The sequence below is a fragment of the Asanoa sp. WMMD1127 genome, assembly GCF_029626225.1.
GTDB lineage: Bacteria > Actinomycetota > Actinomycetes > Mycobacteriales > Micromonosporaceae > Asanoa.
In genome coordinates, this window is the sequence record NZ_JARUBP010000001.1 from 6,576,499 (window position 1) to 6,596,881 (window position 20,383).

The 20,383-nt window shown below is 71.4% G+C and carries 18 protein-coding genes and 1 pseudogene; 6 read left to right on the forward strand and 13 right to left on the reverse strand.

Annotated features, from left to right (window positions below; genetic code table 11):
• Positions 1-3: 3 nt before the first annotated feature.
• Together O7635_RS31415 and O7635_RS31420 are read right to left on the reverse strand one after the other, a co-directional pair.
• Positions 4-993: a YafY family protein gene (locus O7635_RS31415; protein WP_278084118.1), complete on the reverse strand. Its 990-nt coding sequence runs from the start codon at positions 991-993 to the stop codon at positions 4-6.
• Positions 990-1,979, reverse strand: a complete 990-nt coding sequence (locus O7635_RS31420) for a WYL domain-containing protein (protein WP_278084119.1) — start codon at positions 1,977-1,979, stop codon at positions 990-992. Before O7635_RS31420 ends, O7635_RS31415 begins: the two co-directional genes overlap by 4 nt.
• A gap of 146 nt (positions 1,980-2,125) precedes the next feature.
• Between O7635_RS31420 and O7635_RS31425 the strand changes: the two genes are divergently transcribed.
• Positions 2,126-3,079: a cation diffusion facilitator family transporter gene (locus O7635_RS31425; RefSeq protein WP_278085614.1), complete on the forward strand. Its 954-nt coding sequence runs from the start codon at positions 2,126-2,128 to the stop codon at positions 3,077-3,079.
• Positions 3,080-3,090: 11 nt separating this feature from the next.
• A pseudogene (locus O7635_RS31430) lies at positions 3,091-4,167 on the forward strand (DUF3866 family protein); the annotation flags it as partial.
• Positions 4,168-4,197: 30 nt separating this feature from the next.
• Here O7635_RS31430 and O7635_RS31435 read toward each other — a convergent pair.
• The 4 genes from O7635_RS31435 to rfbA all read right to left on the reverse strand — a co-directional run bounded on the left by O7635_RS31435 (position 4,198) and on the right by rfbA (position 7,418).
• Entirely contained in the window at positions 4,198-4,377 is a 180-nt protein-coding gene (locus O7635_RS31435; protein ID WP_278085615.1) for a hypothetical protein, read from the reverse strand.
• A gap of 110 nt (positions 4,378-4,487) precedes the next feature.
• Positions 4,488-5,846, reverse strand: a complete 1,359-nt coding sequence (gene pafA, locus O7635_RS31440) for a Pup--protein ligase (protein WP_203716865.1) — start codon at positions 5,844-5,846, stop codon at positions 4,488-4,490.
• Between the two features lie 100 nt (positions 5,847-5,946).
• Positions 5,947-6,540, reverse strand: a complete 594-nt coding sequence (gene rfbC, locus O7635_RS31445) for a dTDP-4-dehydrorhamnose 3,5-epimerase (RefSeq protein WP_278084120.1) — start codon at positions 6,538-6,540, stop codon at positions 5,947-5,949.
• Positions 6,537-7,418 carry a glucose-1-phosphate thymidylyltransferase RfbA gene (gene rfbA / locus O7635_RS31450; protein ID WP_278084121.1) on the reverse strand — a complete coding sequence of 294 codons (882 nt, stop codon included), beginning with the start codon at positions 7,416-7,418 and terminating at the stop codon, positions 6,537-6,539. Before rfbA ends, rfbC begins: the two co-directional genes overlap by 4 nt.
• 47 nt (positions 7,419-7,465) lie before the next feature.
• Between rfbA and rfbB the strand changes: the two genes are divergently transcribed.
• Genes rfbB through O7635_RS31465 form a run of 3 tightly spaced genes read left to right on the forward strand, consistent with a single transcriptional unit; the run spans position 7,466 to position 9,943 of the window.
• Positions 7,466-8,452: a dTDP-glucose 4,6-dehydratase gene (gene rfbB, locus O7635_RS31455; RefSeq protein ID WP_278084122.1), complete on the forward strand. Its 987-nt coding sequence runs from the start codon at positions 7,466-7,468 to the stop codon at positions 8,450-8,452.
• Positions 8,449-9,312: a dTDP-4-dehydrorhamnose reductase gene (gene rfbD, locus O7635_RS31460; protein ID WP_278084123.1), complete on the forward strand. Its 864-nt coding sequence runs from the start codon at positions 8,449-8,451 to the stop codon at positions 9,310-9,312. The genes rfbB and rfbD overlap by 4 nt, the downstream gene beginning before the upstream one ends.
• Entirely contained in the window at positions 9,302-9,943 is a 642-nt protein-coding gene (locus tag O7635_RS31465) for a GNAT family protein (protein ID WP_278084124.1), read from the forward strand. The genes rfbD and O7635_RS31465 overlap by 11 nt, the downstream gene beginning before the upstream one ends.
• Before the next feature lie 38 nt (positions 9,944-9,981).
• On the opposite strand, the gene O7635_RS31470 is transcribed toward O7635_RS31465, so the two are convergent.
• Positions 9,982-10,566, reverse strand: coding sequence for a redoxin domain-containing protein (locus O7635_RS31470; RefSeq protein ID WP_278084125.1), 585 nt, complete (start codon positions 10,564-10,566; stop codon positions 9,982-9,984).
• A gap of 75 nt (positions 10,567-10,641) precedes the next feature.
• Here O7635_RS31470 and O7635_RS31475 point away from each other — a divergent pair, with 75 nt between their 5' ends.
• A complete protein-coding gene (locus O7635_RS31475; RefSeq protein ID WP_278084126.1) occupies positions 10,642-11,970 on the forward strand; it encodes an NAD(P)/FAD-dependent oxidoreductase in 1,329 nt (442 codons plus the stop codon).
• Between the two features lie 1,879 nt (positions 11,971-13,849).
• On the opposite strand, the gene prcA is transcribed toward O7635_RS31475, so the two are convergent.
• The 6 genes from prcA to arc form a co-directional block, all read right to left on the reverse strand.
• Positions 13,850-14,686: a proteasome subunit alpha gene (gene prcA / locus O7635_RS31480; RefSeq protein WP_278084127.1), complete on the reverse strand. Its 837-nt coding sequence runs from the start codon at positions 14,684-14,686 to the stop codon at positions 13,850-13,852.
• Positions 14,687-14,738: 52 nt separating this feature from the next.
• Positions 14,739-15,578, reverse strand: a complete 840-nt coding sequence (prcB, locus tag O7635_RS31485) for a proteasome subunit beta (RefSeq protein ID WP_278084128.1) — start codon at positions 15,576-15,578, stop codon at positions 14,739-14,741.
• Between the two features lie 158 nt (positions 15,579-15,736).
• The gene (locus O7635_RS31490) at positions 15,737-15,952 is read right to left on the reverse strand and encodes a ubiquitin-like protein Pup (RefSeq protein WP_278084129.1); all 216 of its coding nucleotides are present in this window, start codon (positions 15,950-15,952) and stop codon (positions 15,737-15,739) included.
• Between the two features lie 163 nt (positions 15,953-16,115).
• A complete protein-coding gene (dop, locus tag O7635_RS31495) occupies positions 16,116-17,633 on the reverse strand; it encodes a depupylase/deamidase Dop (RefSeq protein WP_347405312.1) in 1,518 nt (505 codons plus the stop codon).
• A 93-nt stretch (positions 17,634-17,726) separates the two neighbouring features.
• Complete coding sequence (locus O7635_RS31500; protein ID WP_278084130.1) at positions 17,727-18,521, reverse strand: hypothetical protein; 795 nt, start codon at positions 18,519-18,521, stop codon at positions 17,727-17,729.
• 57 nt (positions 18,522-18,578) lie between these two features.
• On the reverse strand, positions 18,579-20,360 hold the full coding sequence (gene arc, locus O7635_RS31505) for a proteasome ATPase (RefSeq protein WP_278084131.1): 1,782 nt from the start codon (positions 20,358-20,360) through the stop codon (positions 18,579-18,581).
• Positions 20,361-20,383: the final 23 nt, after the last annotated feature.

The following is a 20,383-nucleotide window of genomic DNA, read 5'->3' on the forward strand; positions in this document are numbered from 1 at the left end:
AGCTTAGAACGTTTCGCCCGCGGGTGCCGCGTACGCGTCGAGGGCGGCCGTGGCGGCGTCGCGGACCCGGGCGACCAGCTCCGGCGGCGAGACCGCGGTGGCGTCGGGGCCCAGGCCGAGCACGAAGCGTTGCGCCCAGGCCAGGTCGGTGACCCGCAGCGACACCACCCACTCGTCGGGGTCGCGCCGGTCGGGGTGCACGTCCTCGCACGGGTAGTACTCGGTGATCCACCGACCACCGCGGCCGACCCGCAAGGTGATCAGGGGCAGCTCCGGCCCGGGGCTGAAGACGCCGTCGCTGACGTCGTGCAGCTCGGCGCTCGGCGGTGGGGCGGCCGGCTCGTCGAGCTCGACGAGCGCGTCGATCCGGTCGGCCCGGAACAGCCGCACCGCCTCGGCGCGGCGGCACCACGCCTCCACGTACGCCCGGCCCTCGACCATCAGCAGTCGGATCGGGTCGATGACGCGTTCGGTGGTCTCGTCGCGGGTCTGCGCGTAGTAGGTGATCCGCAGCGCCCTCCCCCGCTCGACCGCGCCGCGCAGCGTGGCCAGCCGGTCGTCGCTGCCCGGCATCCGGACGGCGACCGGGGCGTCGGCCAGGTCGCCGGCTGCGTGCTCGATCTTGGCCAGGGCCCGCTCGATCGCGTCGCGGTTGCCCATCCCGGGCGTCTCGGCCAGCATCCGCAGCGCGACCACCAGGGCCAGCGCCTCGTCCGGGGTCAGCCGCAGCGGCCGGTCGATGCCGGCGTCGTAGGTGATGGTCACCCGGTCGCCGTCGAACGCCATGTCGATCAGATCGCCGGGCCCGTAGCCGGGCAGCCCGCAGACCCAGAGCAGCTCGAGGTCCTCCTTGAGCTGCCGCTGCGTCACGCCCAGGTCGGCAGCCGCCTGGGCCACCTCGATCCCGGGCCGGGCGAGCAGGTAGGGCACGAGGTTGAGCAGCCGCCCGAGCCGGTCGGCGCTCGGTCGTAGACCACCCAGGGAGGACGTCATGCGGGCACCGGGGTGGCGTCGTGGCGGGTCGCGGTCTCCTTGAGCCGCTGGATCACCGCCTCGCGGACCTCGGGCGGGTCGAGCACGCGTACGTCCGGCCCGTAACCGACGAGCTGGGTGGCGATGAAGTCGACGTCGGCGTAGCGCAGCACCACCCGGTCGACCTCGGCGCCGGGCGCCGTCTCCTGCGCCCACCGCCGCAGCCCGGCGGCGCGACCCTTGCGCACCAGCACGGTGGCCCGCCCGGTGCGCTCGATCGGCCCACTGAACCGGGCGACGTAGCTGATCAGGTCGAGGTCCTTGGGCGGCTGGTAGGCGCCGGGCCGGCCGGTGAGGCGGACCGTGCCGACCACCCGGGAGAGCCGGAAGCAGCGCGGGGCGCCGCGGTCGAGGTCGTGGCCCACCACGTACCACCGGCCCCGCCAGCACACCACGCCCCACGGCTGGAGGCGGCGGCTGGTCGGGCCGTCCTGCTCGGGCACCCGGTAGTCGAAATGCACCGTGTGCCGGTCGCGAGCGGCCGCCGTCAGCGGCGCGAAGGTCGGGTCGACCCGGACGATCGGCTCGACGCCCAGGGTCGCCTGCGGGTCGACGTCGACGCCGGCGGCGCGCAGCTTGGCCAGGCCCGACGACGCGGCGGCGGCCAGGCCGGCGTGCTGCCAGAGCCGGCCGGCGATGCCCACGGCGGCGGCCTCGTCGGGGGCCAGCGGGATGTCGGGCAGGGCGTAATCGCGGCGGGCGATCCGGTAGCCGGGCTCGGTGTCGAACGCGCTCGCGGCGCCGGTCTCCAGCGGAACGCCCAGCTCACGCAGCTCGGACTTGTCGCGCTCGAACTTGCGCTGGAAGGCCTCGTGGTCCTTGGGGTCCTCGGGGTCGTGCTCGTAGCCGGGGACGGTAGCCGCGATCTGCGCGGCGGTCAGGAACCGCCGCGTCGACAGGAGGCAGATCACCAGGTTGACCAGGCGCTCGGTGCGGGTCCGCGACACTCCCAAGACGCTAGCAGTGTTGGTACGCATGTGCGCACACCCGCGCGGGGCATAGCCTGGCCATCGTGAACTCGGAGCAGCCGGACCGCCCATCGGACCTCGACGACGTCGATCTGGAGGGCGAGCCGGAGGTCCGCCACGCCGCGATCCCCGACGCCGGCGACACGCCGTCGGAGTCCACGCTCACGGTTGTCGTCGCCGGTCTGGCCAACCTGGCGATCGCCGCCGCCAAGTTCGTTGCCGGCCTGTTGACCGGCTCGGCCGCGATCCTCTCGGAGGCCGCCCACTCGCTGGCCGACACCACCACCGAGGTGCTGCTGTTCACGGCCCTGCGCCGCGGCGCGAAGGACCCGGACGACCGGCACCCCTTCGGCCACGGCAAGGAGAGCTACGTCTGGGCGTTCATCGCCGCCCTGTTCACCTTCGTGGCCGGCGCCGGCTTCTCCGTCTACCACGGCATCGAGACGATCCTGGAAGGCGAGGACGTCGGCGACTTCACGGTCGCGTACGTCGTGCTGGCCGTCTCGTTCGTCCTCGAAGGCATCTCCTTCATCCGGGCGCTGCGCCAGGTCCGCGGCGAGGCGACCCGCTGGCGCACCTCGCCGTTCCGGTTCCTGCGCGCCACTCCGGACACGGCGGTCAAGGCCGTCTTCCTGGAGGACAGCGCGGCGCTGATCGGTCTCGGGCTGGCCACGGGCGGGTTGGTGCTGACCGAGGTGACCGGGGACCCGCTGTGGGACGGCGTCGCCTCCATCGGCATCGGCATCCTGCTGCTGATCGTCGCCATCGCCCTGTCGGTCGCCAACGTGTCGCTGCTGGTCGGTCGGGCGGTGCCCCGCCGGCTGCACGTGCGGTTGCGCCAGGAGCTGGCCGCGGTGCCCACCGTCGACCGGGTCGACCAGCTGCTGACCATGCAGCTCGGCCCGGAGGACGTGCTGGTCGCCGCCAAGGTCGACTTCGCCGACGACGCGACCGGCGCCGACATCGAGGCGGCCGCCGACGCCGCCGAGGAGCGGCTGACCAGCATCTACCCGTCCATCCGGTACGTGTTCCTGGATCCCACGCGCGGCCGCGCGGGACGCGACCGGCCGGACCGGTAACCTTTCCTGCCATGGTCAGGTGGCGTGCCGGGGTGGTCGCGGAGGTGCGGCGCCGCTGGCGTGGCGCGGTCGAGCTGGCGGTGACGGTCGACGGTCTGCCCGTGCGCGCCCTGGCCTATCCCCAGCTGGTCGGCGACCCGGTGCCCGGCGACCGGGTGCTGCTCAACGTCAACGCCCAGCTCATGGGCCTCGGCACGGGCGGCTACGCGCTGGTCGTCGCGTTGCCCGACCGGCTGCCGCCCGACCCGCCCGGCGCCGGCACCGACCGGGCCGGCGGCCACGTGGTCAAGGCCCGCTACACACCGTTGCAGGCGATCGTGCGGGGCGTCGAGGAGCCCTCGTCGCCGCACCACGCCGCGATCGCCGCCGCCGACACGTTGGCCGGCCTGCCGGTGGTCACCGCCGACCTGCACTCGGCGCTGCCGGCGATCCTGGCCGGCATCCACGCCGACCGGCCCGACGCCCGCGTCGCCTACGTGATGACCGACGGCGGCGCGCTGCCGGCCTGGTTCTCCCGCACCCTCGACGGGCTGCGCGACCGGCTGGCCGGCACGGTCACGGTCGGGCAGGCGTTCGGCGGCGACCTGGAGGCGGTGACGACCCACAGCGGGTTGCTGGCCGCCCGTTACGCGCTGCGCGCCGACGTGGCGATCGTCGCCCAGGGGCCCGGCAACCTGGGCGCGGGGCTGCCCTGGGCGTTCTCCGGTGTCGCGGTCGGCGAGGCGGTCAACGCCGCCGTGGCGCTCGACGGGCGGGCGGTCGGCGCGCTGCGGATCTCCGCCGCCGACCCGCGCGAACGGCACCGGGGGATCTCGCATCACAGCCTCACGGCGTACGGGCGCGTGGCGCTCGCTCCCTGCGAGCTTCCGCTGCCGGACGGCCTGGAGGCGGGGCTCGCGGCGAAGGTCGAGGCGCAGCTCGCGGAGCTGTCCGTGCGGCACCGCATCGTGCGGGTGCCCGACGACGGGCTGGACGCGGCGTTGCGGGACTCCCCCGTGCCGCTGTCGACGATGGGCCGGGGGCTGGACGAGGACTACGCCTATTTCCTCACGGCGGCGGCGGCCGGCCGCCACGCGGCGGCGCTGGCGAGCGAGGCGGCGCCGGCCGCCGAGGCTGAGCTAGCCGGCAAGAAAGACGAGCAGCAGCCAGCCGGTCAGCAGCGCGACCAGTAGGGCGGCCAGCACCCAGGTCGGCACGCGGTATTCGCCGCGCCGGTTGCGCTCGATCTCCTCGATCACCTTTTCGCGGCGCTTCTCCAGCCAGCCCCGCCGCGCGACCTCGGGCCGCGTCTCGGGCATGGACGGCCCGGACGTGCGGGTGGCGTCGGGCCACTGCTCGTCGCGCTGCTTCGGGGCGCTGTCGCGCTGCTCGGGGAGCGTCATGGTGTCCCCGAGCGTACCCGGATGTCTCACATGCTGGCGATCAGGCGTTCGACCCGCTCGTCGTAGGCCCGGAACGGGTCCTTGCAGAGGACGGTGCGCTGCGCCTGGTCGTTGAGCTTGAGGTGCACCCAGTCGACGGTGAAGTCGCGGCGCTTCTCCTGGGCGTGCCGGATGAACTCGCCGCGCAGCCGCGCCCGGGTGGTCTGCGGCGGGGTCTCCTTGGCCTCGAAGATCTCCAGGTCGGTGGCGACCCGGTCGACCTGGCCGCGCTTCTCCATGAGCCCGTAGAGGCCGCGCCCGCGCCGGAGGTCGTGGTAGGCGAGGTCCATCTGCGCGATCCGGGGGTGGGACAGGGGGAGGTCGAACTTGTCCTGGTAGCGCTCGATCAGCCGGAGCTTGGTCACCCAGTCGATCTCGCGGGACACCGGCTCCAGGTCGCCGGTCTCGATCGCCCGCAGCACCCGGCCCCAGAGCTCGACGACCCGCTTGGCGGTCTGGTCGCCGCCCCGGCGCTCGACGAACTCGGTCGCCTTGGCCAGGTATTCCTGCTGGATCTCGAGGCCGCTGATCTCCTTGTTGTTGGCGAGGCGGACCTTGCGCCGGCCGGTCACGTCGTGGGAGACCTCGCGGATCGCCCGGATCGGGTTCTCCAGGGAGAGGTCGCGCATCACCACGCCGGCCTCGATCATCCGCAGCACGATGTCGGCGCTGCCGACCTTGAGCAGCGTGGTGACCTCGTTCATGTTGCTGTCGCCGACGATCACGTGGAGGCGGCGGTAGCGCTCGGCGTCGGCGTGCGGCTCGTCGCGGGTGTTGATGATCGGCCGGGACCGGGTGGTCGCCGAGGAGACGCCCTCCCAGATGTGCTCGGCGCGCTGCGACAGGCAGTAGACCGCGCCGCGCGGGGTCTGCAGCACCTTGCCGGCGCCGCAGATGAGCTGCCGGGTGACCAGAAACGGGATCAGCACGTCGGCCAGGCGGCCGAACTCACCGTGCCGGGAGACCAGGTAGTTCTCGTGGCAGCCGTACGAGTTGCCCGCCGAGTCGGTGTTGTTCTTGAAGAGATAGATCTCGCCCGCGATGCCCTCGTCGTGCAGCCGCTTCTCGGCGTCGACGAGCAGCCCCTCGAGGATCCGCTCACCGGCCCGGTCGTGCGCCACCAGGTCGGCGACGTTGTCGCACTCGGGGGTCGCGTATTCCGGGTGGGAACCGACGTCGAGGTAGAGGCGCGCGCCGTTGCGCAGGAAGACGTTGCTCGACCGACCCCAGGAAACCACCCGCCGGAACAGGTAGCGGGCCACCTCGTCCGGCGACAGCCGGCGCTGACCGCGATAGGTGCAGGTGACCCCGTATTCGGTCTCGAGCCCGAAGATTCGCCGCTCCATAGCAAGACATTAGCCGGGAAACCCGGTCAGTGGTCAGTGCCGCGACGCGCCGTCATCTTCCCGATGGCGGAAAAGATTCACAGGGTACGTTTCGTCGGGTTCACCGCAGTCCCCGGACGTGGGCCCGGCAGGCCTCGTAGTCCGGGAGCAGCCCGTCCGCCCGGGCGGCGGCCAGTGACGGCGCGGCCTCGTCGCGGGCCGACAGGACCGGCGCCTCGGCCGGCCACTCGATGGCCAGGTCCGGGTCCAGCGGGTGCACGGTGTGTTCGCCGGACGGGTTGTAGCCCGTCGAGCAGAGATAGGTCAGCGTCGCGTCGTCGGTCAGGGCACAGAAGCCGTGCCCCAGGCCCTCGGCGACGTAGACGGCCCGGCGGTCGACGTCGTCGAGCCGGACGGCCTCCCAGCGGCCGAACGTCGGCGAGCCGACCCGGATGTCGACGATCACGTCGACCACGGCGCCGCGTACGCAGGTGACCCACTTGGCCTGGCCGGGCGGCACGTCGGCGAAGTGGATGCCCCGGACCACGCCGCGGGCCGACACCGACATGTTGGCCTGGGCGAGGGTGAACGGGTGCCCGGTCGCCGCCTGGAACGTCTCGGCCTTGAACCACTCGAGGAACAGGCCGCGCGGGTCGCCGTGCTGCTGCGGGGTCACCTCGAAGGCGCCCTCGATGCCCAGCTCACGAATCTTCATGCCGCGTGCTCCTCCTTCTCGGCGAGCAGGCCCAACAGGTACGCACCGTAGCCGCTCTTGACCAGCGGGGCGGCCAGGTCGCGCAGCGCGTCGTCGCCGATGCGGCCGGCGCGCCAGGCGACCTCCTCGACACAGCCGATCTTGAGGCCCTGCCGCTCCTCGATCACCCGCACGTAGTCGGCCGCCTGCATCATCGAGGTGAAGGTGCCGGTGTCGAGCCAGGCGGTGCCCCGGTCGAGCACCGTGACGGTCAGCTCGCCCCACTCCCGGTAGGCCTCGTTGACCGCGGTGATCTCCAGCTCGCCGCGGTCGCTCGGCTTGAGCCCGCGGGCGATCTCCACGACCCGGTTGTCGTAGAAGTAGAGGCCGGGGACGGCGTACCGCGACTTGGGCCTGACCGGCTTCTCCTCGATCGAGAGGACCTTGCCGTCGGCGTCGAACTCGACGACGCCGTACTCCCGGGGGTTGGCCACCGGGTAGGCGAAGACCTTGCCGCCCCGCAGCGGGCCGGCCTCGCCCAGCTGCCGGCCGAGGCCGACGCCGTGGAAGATGTTGTCGCCGAGGATCAGCGCCACCGAGTCGTCGCCGATGAACTCCTCGCCGAGCAGGAAGGCCTGTGCGATGCCCTCCGGGCGCGGCTGCGCCACATAGTCGATCTTGAGTCCCCACTGACCACCGTCGCCGAGCAGGCGCCGGAACTGGGCCTGGTCGTCCGGGGTGGTGATGATCAAGATCTCGTCGACGCCGGCCATCACCAGCGTCGAGAGCGGGTAGTAGATCATCGGCTTGTCGAAGATCGGCATCAGCTGCTTCGACACGGCCATCGTGATCGGCCACAGCCGCGATCCCGTGCCGCCGGCCAGAAGAATCCCTCGCACGGCGGGGAGCCTACTGGGTCGCGGCCATCCCGTAGACTCCGGAACCCGTGAGGATCCTCGTGACCGGCGGCGCCGGGTTCATCGGTTCGGAGTACGTCCGCATGCTGCTGACCCCGGGCGCGGGGCCGGACCTGGCCCCGAGCGTGGTGACGGTGCTGGACAAGCTCACCTACTCGGGCAACCGGGCCAACCTGGCCCCGGTGGCGTCCGACTCCCGGCTGCGCTTCGTGCACGGGGACATCTGCGACGCGGAGCTGGTCGACGAGGTCGTCCGCGACCACGACGTGATCGTGCACTTCGCGGCCGAGTCGCACGTGGACCGGTCGATCTCCGGCGCGAGCGTGTTCGTGACGACGAACGTCCTCGGCACGCAGACCCTGCTCGACGCGGCGCTGCGGCACGGCACGGGCCGGTTCGTGCACGTCTCGACCGACGAGGTCTACGGCTCGATCGACTCGGGCTCCTGGACCGAGGACTGGCCGCTGGCACCGAACTCGCCGTACTCGGCCTCCAAGGCGGGCTCCGACCTGCTGGCGCTGGCCTACCACCGCACGCACGGCATGGACGTGGTGGTCACCCGCTGCTCCAACAACTACGGGCACTACCAGTTCCCGGAGAAGGTCATCCCGCTGTTCGTGACCAACCTGCTCGACGGCGGCACGGTGCCGTTGTACGGCGACGGTGGCAACATCCGCGACTGGCTGCACGTGCACGACCACTGCGTCGGCATCGCGCTGGTGCAGGACAAGGGCCGGGCCGGCGAGGTCTACCACATCGGCGGCGGCACGGAGCTCACCAACAAGGAGCTGACCGGTCGGCTGCTGGAGGCCTGCGGCGCCTCCTGGGACCGCGTCGTGCCGGTGGCCGACCGCAAGGGCCACGACCGGCGCTACTCGCTGTCCATCGCCAAGATCCAGAACGAGCTCGGGTACGCGCCCAGCGTCGACCTCGACCGCGGGCTCGCCGCGACCGTGGCCTGGTACAAGGAGAACCGCGCGTGGTGGGAGCCGCTGAAGGCGGGCGCCGGCCGATGAAGGTCCTGGTGACCGGCGCGGGCGGGATGCTGGGTTCGGACCTGGTCGCGGTGCTCGCCGGCTTCTCTGGCTGCACCGTGACGGCCGCGCGGCGCGCGGATCTCGATCTGCTGTCGGCCGCCGAGGTGCGTTCGGCGGTCCCGGGGCACGACGTCGTGATCAACGCGGCGGCGTGGACGAACGTCGACGGCGCCGAGACGGCCGAGGACGCGGCGACGGCTCTCAACGGCGACGCGGTCGCCTCGCTGGCATCGGCGTGCGCCGCCGCCGGAGCGCGGCTGGTCCATGTCTCCACCGACTACGTGCTGTCCGGGTCGGCCTCGTCGCCCTATCCGGAGTCGGCTGAGCCCGCGCCGATCAACGCGTACGGGCGCAGCAAGCTGGTCGGTGAGCGGGCGGTGCTGTCGCTGCTGCCGTCGTCCGGTTACGTCGTGCGGACGGCGTGGCTCTACGGCGAGCACGGCCGCAACTTCGCGGCGACGATGCTGCGGCTGGCGGCGTCCCGGGAGACGGTCAACGTGGTCGACGACCAGCGGGGGCAGCCGACGTGGTCGCTGGAGCTGGCCCGGCAGCTGGTGGCGCTGGCGTTGGCGCCGGACGCGCCGGCGGGCGTCTATCACGGGACCGCCTCGGGTGAGACCACCTGGCACGGGTTCGCCCAGGCGATCTTCGAGCTGAACGGGCTCGACCCCGCGCGGGTGCGGCCCATTCCCAGCTCGGAGTTCCCGACGCCGGCGGCCCGGCCCGCATACAGCGTGCTGGGTCACGACCGCTGGGCCGTGGCCGGGCTCGCACCGATGGCGGAGTGGCGCACGGCGCTGGCCGCGGCGGTGGCGGCGGGTGCGGTCCGTGCTGGCTGACTACTGGCCGCTGGTCGACCTGCGCCTGCGGGTCGGCGCGATGGAGCTGCGGCCGCCGTCGGACGCGGACCTGGCCGGGCTGGCCGCGGTGGCGTTCGAGGGCGTGCAGAAGCCGGGCGCGCGTACGTTCCTGACGCCGTGGACCGACCTGCCGCCGCTGGAGCGGGCGCGCCACGTGGTCAAGGGCGTCTGGATGGACCGCGGCGACTGGACCCCGGACGACTGGGCCCTGCACCTGGGCGTGTTCGTCGACGGCGTGCCGGTCGGCCTGCAGGGCATGGCGGCGGCGTCGTTCGGCCGGCTGCGCGAGGTGCGCACCTGGTCGTGGCTGGGCCTGCCCCACCAGGGACGCGGGTTCGGCACGACGATGCGGCAGGCCGTGCTGCACCTGGCGTTCGCCGGCCTGTCGGCGGAGTGCGCGACGACGGGCTCGTTCGTCGACAACGCGGCGGCGCTCGGGGTGTCGCGCAAGGTCGGCTACGAGGACGACGGCATCACCCGGGACCTGCTGCACGACGAGGTGGTCGTCTCGCAGCGGCTGCGGCTGACCCTTTCGCGGTGGGCGGCGCTGCCGCGACCGGCGGTGTCGGTCACCGGCCTGGAGCCGTGCCTGGCGTTGTTCGGGGCTTGAGTCCGTGGCCGCTTCGGGGGCCGAAACCGCGGCTGACCTCAGCCGGCCGCGGCCGGCTTCCGGTCGTAGCCGTGGAACTTCGACATGTCCCCCGCGTCCCAGGCCTCGCGTAGCCCCGGGGCGCTCAGGTCCCAGTCGGGCCTGATCTCGGCGGTGGCCGCGCGCAGGTCGCGCCAGAGGTCGTCGGTGGAGGGCCGCCCCCAGAACCAGTAGCCGTTGTAGACACTGTGGACGATCAGGCCCGGCTTCAGCACCAGGGTGTGCGGCACCATCGGATCGTGTTCCGGGTCGGTGTATTCGGCGATGTCGAGGTCGCGCTGGATGACCCGGTCCACATCGGACAGGAACGGCCAGTGCGCGCCGACGGAGGCCCGGAACTCCTGCAGGGTGTGGTGCTCGTCCGTCGCGATGGTCACGATCTTCGTGTACGCCACCGCGATCTTGGGCTGGAGCGCCGCCAGCTCCAGGTGCTGCTGGTGCTCCTTGGGGCAGTAGTGACCACGGGCCAGCGTGAGGATCATCGGGTCGTCGCCCTGCAGCTCGCTCAGCTTCCGCATGGTGCCGGTGTGGTCGGGCAGCGCGTAGTCGGGAAACACCCCGCCGGGAACGATGTCGCTACGCATGACTCCACCCTACGCAGGCGGCCGCCGCGCGTTGCTGACTTCGTTCGGGCCCGCGGCGGCCGAGAATGGGTGGTCATGGGGGACTTTGACTTCGACGTCATCGTGGTCGGCGGCGGGGCGCCCGGCGAGCACTGCGTGGGCGCCCTGGCGGACGGGGGCCTGCGGGTAGCGGTGGTCGAGCGGCACCTGGTCGGCGGCGAATGCTCGTACTACGCCTGCATCCCGTCGAAGACCCTGCTGCGCCCGGGCGAGGCGGTGCACGCGGCCCGGGACGCGGCGGCGACGGCGGACGTGGACGTCCCCGCGGCGTTGGCGTGGCGGGACTTCATGGTCTCCGGGTACGCGGACGACGGCCAGCAGCGGTGGCTGGCCGACAAGGGCGTCACCCTGCTACGCGGCACGGGCCGGCTGGCCGGCACCGGCGCGGTCTCCGTCGCCGGGCGGGTCCACACCGCTGCCGACGTCGTGCTGGCCAACGGGGCCGACGCGGTGATCCCGCCCGTACCCGGCCTCGCGGACCTCGACGGCGTCTGGACCAACCGCGAGGTCACCGGCATGACGTCGGTCCCGCGCCGGATGCTGGTGCTCGGCGGCGGCCCGGTCGGCATCGAGATGGCCCAGGCGGTCCGCCGCCTGGGCGGCGAGGTGGTGCTGGTCTCCGGCCACCTGCTGGGCCGCGAGGCGCCGGCGCTCGGCTCGGCGGCCGCCGAACTGCTGCGCCGCGACGGCGTGGAGGTCGTCCTGGGCGCACACGCGGCCGCCGCGACCCGCGAGGGCGACGATTTCGTGCTGAGCCTGTCGGACGGCCGCTCGCTCCGGGGCGACCGCCTGCTCGTCGCGGCCGGCCGGCGCCCTCGGGTGGCCGACATCGGCCTCGACACCGTCGGCGTGACGGCGACCCCGCATGGTGTGCCGGTCGACGCCCGCCTACGGGTGGCCGAGCGCCTGTGGGCCATCGGCGACGTCACGGGCCTGTGGATGCTCACCCACGTAGGCAAATACCAGGGCGACGTGGTCGCCGCGAACCTCCTGGGCGAGCCACGCGAGGCGGACTACACGGCGGTGCCGCGGGTGGTCTACACGGACCCGGCCGTGGGCGCGGTAGGCGCGACGACGGCCGCGTTCTCTGGCACGGCGGCGCTGTCGGCCCTGCCGAAAACGGAGACCTACACCCGGGCGTACGCGGACTCGATCGGCTTCCTCACGCTCCTCAGCGACGGGCGTTCCCTGACCGGCGCCTATGCGGTCGGCCCGGAGGCGGGCGAGTGGCTGCAACAGGCCACGGTCGCGATCCGGGCCCGTATCCCGCTCACGGTCCTCCGCGACATCATCCAGCCGTTCCCGACGTTCTCAGAGATTTACGCGGCGGCCCTGGAGGACCTCCGCAAGCACATCACCGCCTGACCCTGCGATGGACCGCCAGGCCTCACACACGCGGGCCTGACCACCCAGTGCCTATCGCAGCGGCTTCCTCCTTGCCGCCGCGGCGGCACACCCTCTAGAGCATCCTAGGATGAAGCGTTGAGCCGACTTGCGCGGCGATCGCCGCTTAGCGGGATGCTGTCCGGCACGCTCCTCGCCGCCCCGTCACCACCCGCCGCCTCCCGCGCCGCCGCCGGCCGGCACGCCCTTCGCCGCCCCTTCACCGTCCGCCGCCTCCCGCGCCGCCGCTGGCCGGCGGTCCCTCGCCGCCCCTGCACGACCCGTTGCCCGCCGCGCCGCCGCCCGCCGCGCCGCCGCCCGCCGCGCCGCCGCCCGCCGCGCCGCCGCCCGCCGCGCCGCCGCCCGCCGCGCCGCCGCTCGGCACGCCGCCTCGCCGCCATCACCGTCCGCCGCCCCTCGCCGCCGCCCCCACCCCTTCACCGCCCCCAGCGCGCGCCGCCGGCCACCCCCTCGCCGCCACTCACCGCCCGCTACCTCGCGCGCCGCCGGCCACGCCCTCGCCGCCGTCACCACCCGCCGCTCCTCGCCGCCGCCCGCCACCCCCGTCACCGCCGCCGCCCGCGCGGCGCCCGCCGCGCCGGTCGCCACCCCTTCACCGCCCCAGCGCGCGCCGCCGGCCACGCCCTCGCCGCTGGGGCCTGCACGCGCTGCTACAGATTCGATGAAGGCGATAAGCGATATCCGGACCGAGGGACGGGACGATTCTCTCCTTCGCAAATTGGCCTTGCGGACTTCGCCACGGGGACAGACAGGTCAGTAAATGGCCGGGATAATAGAAGCATGCGGCAGTTGCAGTTGTTCACGAGGCATGAGATCGCTGCCATGCGCGACCGAACAAAGTCACGCCGCTATTCGCCGGAAGGGGAGGATTTCCGTAGCCGACACGTGCGCCACCGCGCGTGGGGATTGGCGCAGCGCCATGCCGAGAAACACCGTCGCCTCCGCGAGCGTGCTGCGCCGCGATCCGACGACTGGCCAACAGCGGCCATCCCCGCTAGCCGCCCCGCCGAGACTGATGTCATCGAGGCGGCGAAATCAGCCCCTCATGGCGTGGACAGACCAGCCTGCCGGCCTCCGGGCGAGCCAATCAACCGCAATACGACGGATAATTCGCCGAGATCCAACAGCCGATCAGGAAAATTCGACGATCAACTCGACCAGAAACCGAGGCACGATTATCCAGAGCGCTTGGGGTCAAGCGATGATGAAATAAGTCCAAGACCGCTAAGACCGAAGGTGGAGACGGTCCTCCACCGATCACGGAACGCGTTCCGCACTTTCGCGCCAGCGCTTCGCACTCGAAGGCAGCAGGACGCGGAGGCATTCCCGCAGCAGCCCTGGCAACCTTTGAAAGAAATCAGTGCGCCTTGCCCCGACAGTGCGGCTTTCGAGGTTCGGTTGAGCAACCGGGCGATCCGCGACGACGGCATCCAGCTAGCGTCCGAGCAGCGCCCGCATCGCCCTGCGGCCACCGCAAGGTCAACTTCACCGCGAGCCGGCACACGCACAACCGACCGCGAGCCGGCACGCCGCCGGCTCACAACCAACCGCCACGCCACCGACCAACCAACCGCGAGCCGGCACGTCGCCAACCCACAACCAACCGCCACGCCACCGACCAACCAACCGCGAGCCGGCACGCCGCCAACCCACAACCAACCGCCACGCCACCAACCGCGAGCCGGCACCCCGCCAACCCACAACCAGCCGCCATGCCACCTACCAGCCGCGAGCCGGCACGCCATCAACCAGGATCCGTGGGATGTAACAACCTGTTGCGCAGCGCGAAAACGCGCCGCCCGCGGCGATGGCGGGCGGCGCGTCCGAATCCGAGATCGGCCTACTCCAGGTCGGCGGAGCCCGCTGACGAGGTCGGCTTGTCCGGGCCCGGCGCCGGCGGCTTGGCGCCTTCCGCGTTCTCGGCGGCGGCCTTCTCCTCGCCGTTGCCCGATGCGGCCGGCTTCGCGGCGCCGCCACCGTTGCCGTCCAGCAGGTTGGTCAGAACCGACCCGGTCAGACGCCGGAAGGTCCGACCACGGCGGGCCCGGTCGAGGATGGCGACCTCGAGTTGGTTCGCGGCGATCGTGCGGGCCGCGCCGCCCTCGCCGCCCACGCTGCTCAGGGCCTTGACCGCCAGTTTGACCGCGTCCGCCAGTGACATGTCGCTCTTGTGCGCGCCCTTGAGGACGTTGGCGATGGCCTCCGCCGAGCCGCCCATGGCCATGAAGCCCGGCTCGTCGTTGACCGAGCCGTCGTAGGCCAGTCGGTAGATCTGGTCATCCGCAGGCGTGGGACCGACCTCGGCGACGCAGATCTCGACCTCGAACGGCTTCTGCTGGTCGCTGAAGATGGCGCCGAGGGTCTGGGCGTACGCGTTGGCCAGGGCCAGGCCCGTGACGTCGCGGCGGTCGTAGGACAGGCCGTTGAGGTCGGCCATCCGGACGCCCGCGCGGCGCAGATTCTCGAACTCGTTGTAGCGGCCGACGGCGGCGAAGCCGATGCGGTCGTAGATCTCGCTGATCTTGTGTAGCGAGGTCGACAGGTTCTCGGCCACGAAGAGCACGCCGCCCGTGTAGGTCAGGGTCACCGCGCTGCGGCCGCGGGAGATGCCCTTGCGGGCCAGCTCCGAGCGGTCCCGCATGATCTGGTCGATGTTGGTGTAGAACTGCATCGCCACGGCGGCGCTCCCTAGCGGTGGTAATCGAGGTCGGACACGGAAGCCAGCATCGTCAGCCGCCCGGGTTCTCCATGCGGCCCGAGACGACCCCGTTGGCGATGTCCGACGTCTCCTCGTCGGTCAGCCGGTGGGTGCCCTCGGCGGTCGCCGTCATCACGACCGGGAAGATCCGCCGGGTGAGGTCGGGGCCGCCGGTGGCGGTGTCGTCGTCGGCCGCGTCGTAGAGGGCCTCGACCGCGAGCCGGGTCGCGTCCTCGATCGACAGGCCGGCGCGGAACCGCTTCTTCAGCGCCGCGTTGGCGAAGATCGAGCCGGAGCCGATGGCGTCGTAGCCGCGCTCCTCGTAGGGGCCGCCCGTCACGTCGTAGCTGAAGATGCGGCCGGCGCGGGCCGGGTCGTTGGCCGACAGGTCGAAGCCGGCGAAGATCGGCACGGCCGCGAGGCCCTGCAGCGCCGCGCCGAGGTTGCCGCGGATCATCGCGGCGAGCCGGTTGGCCTTGCCGTCGAGCGAGAGCATCGCGCCCTCGATCTTCTCGTAGTGCTCGAGCTCCACCTGGAACAGCCGGATCATCTCGATGCCGATGCCGGCGGTGCCCGCCATGCCGACCAGGGAGTATTCGTCGGCCGGGTGGACCTTCTCGATGTCGCGGCTGGCGATCAGGTTGCCCATCGTCGCGCGCCGGTCGCCGGCCATGACCACGCCGCCGACGGCCGTGATCGCCACGATCGTGGTGGCGTGGGGGCCGACATCGCTGGAGACGCCGGGCGGAAGGGGCCGGCGGCCGGGCAGGAGCTCAGGCGCCGCCTGGCTCAGGAACTGCGTGAACGACGAGGTGCCCGCGTTGGTGAACACGTCGGGCAGGCGCCCGGAAGGATCGAATCCCGCTGCCACGTGGTCCCTTTCAGATGTAGGCGCCGATGATCCGGCGCTGGAGCAGACTATCTTGGGCGCGGCGCAGACGCGACGATGCGCGCCCATACGCCCCGGACCGCAATGGGTACGGCGCCGCAGGCACATACCCGCCGCGCCGCACCAGAACGGACAAAAGCCTACTGGCCGCCCTTTTGGACGTACCCCCTCACGAACTCCTCGGCGTTCTCTTCCAGAACCGAGTCGATCTCGTCAAGCAGGTCGTCGACGTCTTCGGTGATCTCCTGATGCCGTTCGGCCACCTCGGGGTTGGCCTCGGTGGTGACGTCCTCAACCTCTTCGTCGCGACGGGCCTTGCCCGACTGCGACTGGCCGCCGCTGTCCCGAGTTGCCATGCGTGCCCTCCCTCAACAGGCCTCAGATGTGCCTGCGAAAAACCTACCTCGCCGATACGACAATCCGGCCCGCCGCACGCGATGTTTCGCGCACGGCGGACGGTTCAGGGACAATGCCAGACCCCGATGGCGTACGCCCGACGGCGCGCCGTGTTCTGGCGCATCAGCCCCCGGTGATGGCCTCGAGGAGGTCCTTGGCGCTCGGGCACCGGTCGAAGAGGGCGCCGACGTGCTTCCTGGTGCCCCGCTCGGGCTCCATCATGGGCACGCGCACGAGCGACTCGCGCCCGACGTCGAAGATGACCGAGTCCCAGGACGCGGCGACCACCTCGGACGGATATTGCGCGAGGCAGCGACCGCGGAAGTAGGCGCGCGTGTCCTCCGGCGGCTCCACCATGGCCGAGCGGGTCTCCTCGTCGGTCAGCAGCGTCTTCATCGCGCCGCGGGCGACCAGGCGGTGGTAGAGGCCCTTCTCGGGGCGCACGTCGCTGTATTGCAGGTCGATCAGCTGCAGCTTCGGGGACGCCCAGGCCAGGTTCTCCCGGTCGCGGTAGCCCTCGAGCAGGCGCAGCTTGGCCACCCAGTCGAGTTCGTCCTGAGCGGACATCGGGTCGCGGCCGAGCTTGTCGAGAATGCCCTCCCACCGGTCGAGCACCTGCACGGTGTCGGCGTCGGCGTCGGTGCCGTAGCGGTCGTCGACAAAGGCCTTGGCCCGCTCGAAGTAGGCCCACTGCAGGTCGAGCGCGGTCAGCCGGCGCCCGTCGCGCAGCCGCATGCGGTGCGTCAGCGTGGTGTCGTGGCTGACCGACTTGAGCTCGGCCACCGGGTCGGCGATGCCCAGGTCCGGCGTGAGGACCTTTTCCTCGATCATCGTGAGTACGAGCGACGTCGTGCCCACCTTGAGGAAGGTCGAGATCTCCGACAGGTTGGCGTCGCCGATGATGACGTGGAGCCGGCGGTATTTGTCGGCGTCGGAGTGGGGCTCGTCGCGCGTGTTGATGATCGGGCGCTTGAGCGTGGTCTCCAGCCCGACCTCGACCTCGAAGAAGTCGGCGCGCTGGGTCAGCTGGTAGCCCGGCTGCGAACCGTCCTGCCCGATCCCGACCCGGCCGGCGCCGGTGAACACCTGGCGGGTCACGAAGAACGGGGTCAGGTAGGCGACGATGTCGGCGAACGGCGTCTGCCGGCGCATGAGGTAGTTCTCGTGCGCGCCGTAGCTGGCGCCCTTGTTGTCGGTGTTGTGCTTGTAGAGATGGATCGGGTGGGTGCCCGGGATCGTCGCCGCCCGGCGGGACGCCTCGGCCATCACCCGCTCCCCCGCCTTGTCCCAGCGGACGAGGTCCATCGGGTTGGTGACCTCGGGCGTGGAGTATTCGGGGTGCGCGTGGTCGACGTAGAGCCGGGCGCCGTTGGTCAGGATGACGTTGGCCAGCCCGAGGTCCTCGTCGGCCAGCGCCTCGGCCGGGTCGTAGGCGGCGCCGGAGTAGGTGAAGCCCCGCGCGTCCCGCAGCGGCGACTCCTCCTCGTAGTCCCAGCGCGCCCGACCGCCCCGGGTCAACTCGGGCCGGGCCCCGTAGGCGTTGACGACCTGCGACGACGTCACCATCGGGTTGGCTCCGGCCTGGCCCGGCACCGAGATCCCGTATTCGACTTCGGTGCCCATGATTCGCCGTACCGTCACGTCGCCACCTCGTTCCGCTGCCCCATGACGTCAAAGCGTAGTCCGAGCGGACCCCCGTCGGCCCCCGGCCCGCACGCGAATCTCCGTGCCGGGTCAGAGAACGGCGTATTGTTCCGCGGTCGCGTCCTTGACCTGGTCGGGTTCCGGCCGCTGCAGGGGAGCGGCCGCGCCGCGGTTGTTCATGCGGATGAGCGTCCTGACCCCGCCCTGCGCGGTCTCGATCTCATAGGCCAGGCTCGTCAGCCGGCCTTCGTCGTCGGCGATGAGTCGGAACGGGACCGCTTCGGCGTCACGAGCGAGGCGTAGGGTGGCCTCCATCGATTTCCGGGACTCCGGCGGCGCCGCGGCCACCGCCTTGCGCAGGTCGGCCGTCCCCTCGTAGATGCGGGTGCCGATCTTCTCCTCGACCTTGCGGGCCGCCACCACGCCGCCCAGGATGCCGGAGTGCTGGGTGAGGTCGAACGAGCCGCCGAGCGGGCTGCCGGGCCGCAGCTTGCCGACCTCCACCCGCACGAAGACGTCCTCGTCGGCGTTCTTGATGAAGATCTCGTCGCCGATCTTGAGGAGCTGCTGGTACTCATCGGTCATCATGGTCATCCGCAGCGCGTCGGCCTCGAGGTCGAGGCTCGCATCGATCTTGGCGACGTGTGTGCCACCCGCCGAGATCTCGACCGACATGCCGAACTTCCTGGCGGCGAAACTGCGGTCGAACGCTTCCTTGACGACAGTCAGGTCGTCGCGCGTGTCCGGCGCCGGAGCGGTGGGCGACGGCGCGGCGGCGCTCGCCGAGGGAGAGGTGGCGCTCGGGGCGGCCGAGTCGGCGGTGTCCGAACAGGCGGCCAGCAGAAGGGCCCCGGTCAGGAGCGGGACGGCCAGGAATCGACGCATGCCGGAACGGTAAGCGGGGCGACGCCGTCGGCGCCGCCCCGCTTGATGTCGCTCTGGTTACAGGTACTGACCGGTGTTGCTGGCCGTCTCGATGGAGCGGCCGGCCTCCGTGCCCTTGCCGCCGGAGACGAGCGTGCGGATGTAGACGATCCGCTCGCCCTTCTTGCCGGAGATGCGGGCCCAGTCGTCGGGGTTGGTGGTGTTGGGCAGGTCCTCGTTCTCGCGGAACTCGTCGACGCACGCGTCGAGCAGGTGCTGCAGGCGCATGCCCTTGCGGCCCGAGGCGAGGAACTCCTTGATGGCCATCTTCTTGCCCCGGTCGACGATGTTCTGGATCATCGCGCCGGAGTTGAAGTCCTTGAAGTAGAGGACCTCCTTGTCACCGTTGGCGTAGGTGACCTCGAGGAACCGGTTCTCTTCGGACTCCGAGTACATCCGCAGGACTACGGCCTCGATCATCGCTTCGACCGTGGCCTGGGTGTCGCCGCCGTGCTCGGCCAGGTCGTCGCCGTGCAGCGGCAGGCCGGCCAGGATGTACTTGCTGAAGATGTCCTTGGCCGCCTCGGCGTCCGGACGCTCGATCTTGATCTTCACGTCGAGTCGGCCGGGGCGCAGGATGGCGGGGTCGATCATGTCCTCGCGGTTGGACGCGCCGATCACGATGACGTTCTCGAGCCCCTCGACGCCGTCGATCTCCGACAGCAGCTGCGGCACGATCGTGTTTTCCACGTCGGACGAGACGCCGGAGCCGCGGGTGCGGAACACGGAGTCCATCTCGTCGAAGAAGACGATCACCGGGGTGCCCTCGCCAGCCTTCTCACGGGCCCGCTGGAACACCAGTCGGATGTGCCGCTCGGTCTCGCCGACGTATTTGTTGAGCAGCTCCGGACCCTTGATGTTGAGGAAGTAGCTGGTGTGCTTCTCCTCGCCACGCCGCTCGGCGATCTTCTTCGCCAACGAGTTGGCGACCGCCTTGGCGATCAGGGTCTTGCCGCAGCCGGGCGGACCGTAGAGCAGGATGCCCTTCGGCGGCCGCAGCTGGTGCTCGCGGAACAGGTCGGCGTGCAGGAACGGCAGCTCCACCGCGTCGCGGATCGCCTCGATCTGCGTGTGCAGGCCACCGATGTCCTCGTAGCCGACGTCGGGGACCTCCTCGAGGACGAGCTCCTCGACCTCGCTCTTCGGGATCCGCTCGTAGGCGTACGCCGAGCGGGGCTCGATCATGAGCGAGTCGCCACTGCGCAGGGCCGCCCCGATGAGCGACTCGGCCAGGTGGACGATGCGTTCCTCGTCGGCGTGCGAGATGACCAGGGCACGGTCGCCCGGGCCACCCGTCGGGTTCTCGAGCACCTCCTTGAGCATCACGACCTCGCCGACGCGCTCGTAGCCGAAGGCGTCGACCACGTTGAGCGCGTCGTTGAGCAGGACCTCCTGGCCGCGCTTGAGCTCCTCGGTCTCGATCGAGGGCGACACGGCCACGCGCAGCTTGCGACCGCCGGTGAAGACATCCACCGTGCCGTCGTCGTGGCGGGTCAGGAAGACGCCATAACCGCTCGGCGGCTGCGCCAGGCGGTCGATCTCTTCCTTGAGTGTGACGATCTGGGCCCGAGCCTCTTTGAGGGTCGTGACGAGCCGCTCGTTGTTTTCGGACACTCGGGCCAGCTGCGCCTGCGTTGCCGCGAGCCGCTCCTCGAGCTGACGGACGTGTCGGGGGCTCTCTGTGAGCCTGCGCCGCACCAGAGCGAGTTCCTCTTGAAGGAACGCGACCTGGGTGGAGAGATCGTGGGTCTCCTTCTCCCACCGTGCGGCGCGCGCATCCGCGTCGTCGCTGCGTGCCACGTCCCACCTCCCCGGGGGGCTAA